The organism is Stieleria sp. (assembly GCF_041595215.1).
Classification (GTDB): domain Bacteria; phylum Planctomycetota; class Planctomycetia; order Pirellulales; family Pirellulaceae; genus Stieleria; species Stieleria magnilauensis.
Genome location: NZ_JBFHKV010000960.1, coordinates 1 through 3,336, shown reverse-complemented (window position 1 = coordinate 3,336; position 3,336 = coordinate 1). Strand labels below are relative to the sequence as shown.

Sequence of the window (3,336 nt, the reverse complement as noted above, 5' to 3'; positions counted from 1 at the left end):
TTCGAATCGGTGGCGGCCAGCATCAGGTCCGGATACTCGCGAATTTCAATCGATCCGTCAGTCTCGATGACCTTGTATTCAGCCGACTCGTACCCCGCTCGAGTGGTCAGAGCCACGGCGAACGCGCCGATCAAGGCGACTGCGACGAATCCCGCGACATAAATCATTGACCGTTTCATCCGCTTCCACTCCAACGTATTGAACTTTGCTTACCCGTTCAATGTAGACGGCAGGCAAGCACCGACCCCGCCGCGGCACGAAAGCTGCGGAACGACGACAGCGAGCCAACGGAGTCTCACGGGCAAAGTGCGGCGGCCGTTCGTCAGTCAAGGCCGTCCTTCTGATTGAGTGGGACATCGATTGTATAAGTGATGGATTTGATCGTAGCGGAAGGCGCCAAGGCTTTTGCAGCGTGAACCCTCTCTGGCGTTTGCTTGCTGCGCAAACGCCGTCTCTCCCAGAGGGAGAGAATCTAAATGGGTTGCAAAAAGCTGTCGTTATACAATTGACGTCCCTTTCAATCGATCGTGCGGATCACCTTGGCCGGGTTCCCAGCAACGACGACGCCGGGCGCCACGTCCTTCGTCACCACGCTGCCGGCAGCGATGACACTGCGGTCACCAATCGTCACTCCAGGGCAGACGATCGCCTTGCCGCCAATCCAGACATCACTTCCGATCGTGACGGGTTTGCCAAACTCATCGGTTCGGCGGGGCACCGCTTCCAGGGGATGGGTGGCCGTGTAGATGTGGACGCCGGGGCCGATGAAAACGAAGTCACCCATGCGGACGTCACAAACATCCAGAATCACGCAATCGAAATTGAAGTAGACCTTTTCGCCGAGATGGATGTTCGTGCCATAGTCACAACGAAACGGCGGTTCCAGCCAAACTGAATCGCCACCGCTGGCGAACAGTTTCCGCAAGATGCTGCGTCGCAAGACCTCGTCACGTGGCGACGCTTGGTTGATCGCATGACATCGCATCCGGGCCGTCAGGCGGGCTTCTGCCAGCTCCGGATCGTTTGGGTCGTAGCGCTCGCCGGCCAACATTTTTTCGCGTTCACTCGGCATGCCGAAATGAAATTCACTCGACACTCTGGCGCCGTTGTTCTTCCATCGATTGAAAGTGCAGCGGCAGACCGCCGTCACGGCGATCGACCATCTGTTCCAAGACACGCTGATCGGTCTGATCGGTCTGGAAGCGGATTTCACCAGACCCGAACAGCACGTGGACGCCGGCGGGATGACGGCTGCCGATCGATCCGACCTCCAAAGGGGCCAACGACGCGGACGGATCTTCGTTGATCTGGATTCCGCTCCCTACGTTGCGGAGTGTCGCACGGGTGCCGCTGAGCCAGCCCAGGTCGTCGTCGCGGAGCAGTTTTTCGGAAACGAATGCGGTGTTGGACATGCCGTCACTGATGTCATCCCGGCTGATCGGCACGTTCAAAACAAAGGCGCCGTGGTCGGTTTCGTCGATCGCCTTCTCCGTCGGATGATGCAAGCCCACATAGCAACTGGCATTGGGGGGATAGCGACCGGCGGACGGGCATTTCACGCCCGGATACTCGAGCTTCAAGACCGCCGCGTTCGCATCGTCGTAGATGCTGACGGAGCGATCGATCTGAGCTGCGACCACCGGCTGGTCGAGCAAATCGAGCAATCGTCCCAGCCAATTGTGATGATTCCCCACCGGTTCACTTTGCACCGGCCCTGAATCGGCAATCGTGCCGACGGGAAACTGTTGCCAGCGATCGTGATAGCTTTGCAGCGCCATCCCGATCGGCACCAACCGCGATTGGCACAGTGACCGGCGCGACGATTCCCGCATCGATTGCAACGCGGGCGCGGCCAGTCCCACCAGAATTCCGATGATCGCGATCACGACCAATAATTCGACCAACGTGAACGCTCGACGGGGTGTAGACATCGCTGGCAAATCAATTGGAGGTTCAAAAAAGATCGGGGAGATTGTCGTCTCGTTCGGGCAGCTCATGAGTCGCTCCTTGCAAGTCGCTGGATGGACAGGCCGGGTTGATCGTTGTGGTAGAGCGTGGCCTGGTACTGACGTTTCGTATCGGGACCATCGACGGATTCCACTTGAATCCATCGGTTCGAGTTCTGGTCCAGGGGCAGTCGCAGCGTTGAGCCAGGGTCAGGATCGGACTGTTCGACCGCCTCGATCGCCGATTCAAGGACCATGATCGACTGGTGATGTAGCGTGTGGTGACGTTCATTCGACGCATGACGCGTTGTCGACACGGCGAACGTGCCGACCAGCAAGGCCAAAATCAACACCAGGATCAACCCAATGGACCCGAAGCGTCTGATGCATAACGAGCGACGATTCATTCTCGTGTTGACCTTTCCGAAGCGAGGATTTCAATCGGTTGTTGGGGACGCTGCGTTGATGTGATCGTCCACCGGACGGCTCGGATTTCTTCCAGCCACTGAACGTCCACTTTGGCGTCCTTGCCGAACGCGTAGCGGTCGACCGACGGAGCCGAATCGTTTGATTCGACCAGCCGCCGCCGGACCAGCGATTCATTGTCGATCTGATAGGTAATGGTTCGATCCGAAGTCGCGGTGGTCAACTCCAGTTCGCCGTCTTTCACGACGCTGCGTGTGGAATGCCGCACGTCGCGGCGAATGTCGTCTGCAAAACGGCGGATCTCTTGTCGGTGAAATTGGTTTTGGGTCGCTTCCAGGCTGCTTCGCCGCGCGATCGACACCAAGCTGATCACACCGCCCAAGAGAGAGGCGGTCAAGGTGAGCACCAGCAGTAACTCGACCAGCGTGAACCCCCCGGCCGTTCCGGCACGTCCCACCCTGGGTCGTGGATGCGTCAGCGACGTCTTGATTCGGTTCATGACGTCGGCTCCAGTCGCCACAGGTGATGTCGCAATAGACGACCGCCGGTCTCCATCTTGATCGTCAGGTGAACTCCTTGTTTGGATTCGGTTTCGAACGGTTCGACGCTGACTTCCGCGTCCGAATCGGATTGCAACTCAGAGGCCGTGGTCGAAATCTGCGAATAGGGGACACTTGCCAACTGCTCGGCCAGATTCTCGATCACCAACTGTCGACGCAATCGATCCAATGAATCGCGATCGTAGTCCATCCGGGCTTGATGTGTTTTGAGCGCAATCCCAGTCGCGGCCGCCATAAACGCCATGGCGACCAACATCTCGAACAACATGTAACCATGTCGGCGTCGATGATTCTGTCGATGGGAACGAGTCATGGAGTTCAAACTCTTATTCACGCGGGGGTCGGTTGGATGGTCATTCGTCTCGTCGCACCTGTTCTGCACGGCCGGAAGGAACTAGAGATCA

The 3,336-nt window shown here is 57.9% G+C and carries 5 protein-coding genes; all 5 read right to left on the bottom strand.

The features are described from left to right. Positions 1-517: 517 nt before the first annotated feature. On the bottom strand, positions 518-1,072 hold the full coding sequence (locus ABX749_RS26840; RefSeq protein ID WP_372898717.1) for a sugar O-acetyltransferase: 555 nt from the start codon (positions 1,070-1,072) through the stop codon (positions 518-520). A gap of 13 nt (positions 1,073-1,085) precedes the next feature. After that, positions 1,086-1,931, bottom strand: a complete 846-nt coding sequence (locus ABX749_RS26835; protein WP_372898716.1) for a DUF1559 domain-containing protein — start codon at positions 1,929-1,931, stop codon at positions 1,086-1,088. Positions 1,932-1,993: 62 nt separating this feature from the next. Next, on the bottom strand, positions 1,994-2,353 hold the full coding sequence (locus ABX749_RS26830; protein ID WP_372898714.1) for a hypothetical protein: 360 nt from the start codon (positions 2,351-2,353) through the stop codon (positions 1,994-1,996). Then, positions 2,350-2,871, bottom strand: a complete 522-nt coding sequence (locus ABX749_RS26825) for a hypothetical protein (RefSeq protein ID WP_372898713.1) — start codon at positions 2,869-2,871, stop codon at positions 2,350-2,352. Before ABX749_RS26825 ends, ABX749_RS26830 begins: the two co-directional genes overlap by 4 nt. Then, the gene (locus tag ABX749_RS26820) at positions 2,868-3,245 is read right to left on the bottom strand and encodes an acyltransferase (RefSeq protein WP_372898712.1); all 378 of its coding nucleotides are present in this window, start codon (positions 3,243-3,245) and stop codon (positions 2,868-2,870) included. The genes ABX749_RS26825 and ABX749_RS26820 overlap by 4 nt, the downstream gene beginning before the upstream one ends. Positions 3,246-3,336: the final 91 nt, after the last annotated feature.

Excerpts from the sequence above, each read along its gene's own strand:
- ABX749_RS26820 (WP_372898712.1), bottom strand. The coding sequence starts at position 3,245 with ATGACTCGTTCCCATCGACAGAATCATCGACGCCGACATGGTTACATG.
- ABX749_RS26840 (WP_372898717.1), bottom strand. The coding sequence starts at position 1,072 with ATGCCGAGTGAACGCGAAAAAATGTTGGCCGGCGAGCGCTACGACCCA.
- ABX749_RS26825 (WP_372898713.1), bottom strand. The coding sequence starts at position 2,871 with ATGAACCGAATCAAGACGTCGCTGACGCATCCACGACCCAGGGTGGGA.
- ABX749_RS26830 (WP_372898714.1), bottom strand. The coding sequence starts at position 2,353 with ATGAATCGTCGCTCGTTATGCATCAGACGCTTCGGGTCCATTGGGTTG.
- ABX749_RS26835 (WP_372898716.1), bottom strand. The coding sequence starts at position 1,931 with ATGTCTACACCCCGTCGAGCGTTCACGTTGGTCGAATTATTGGTCGTG.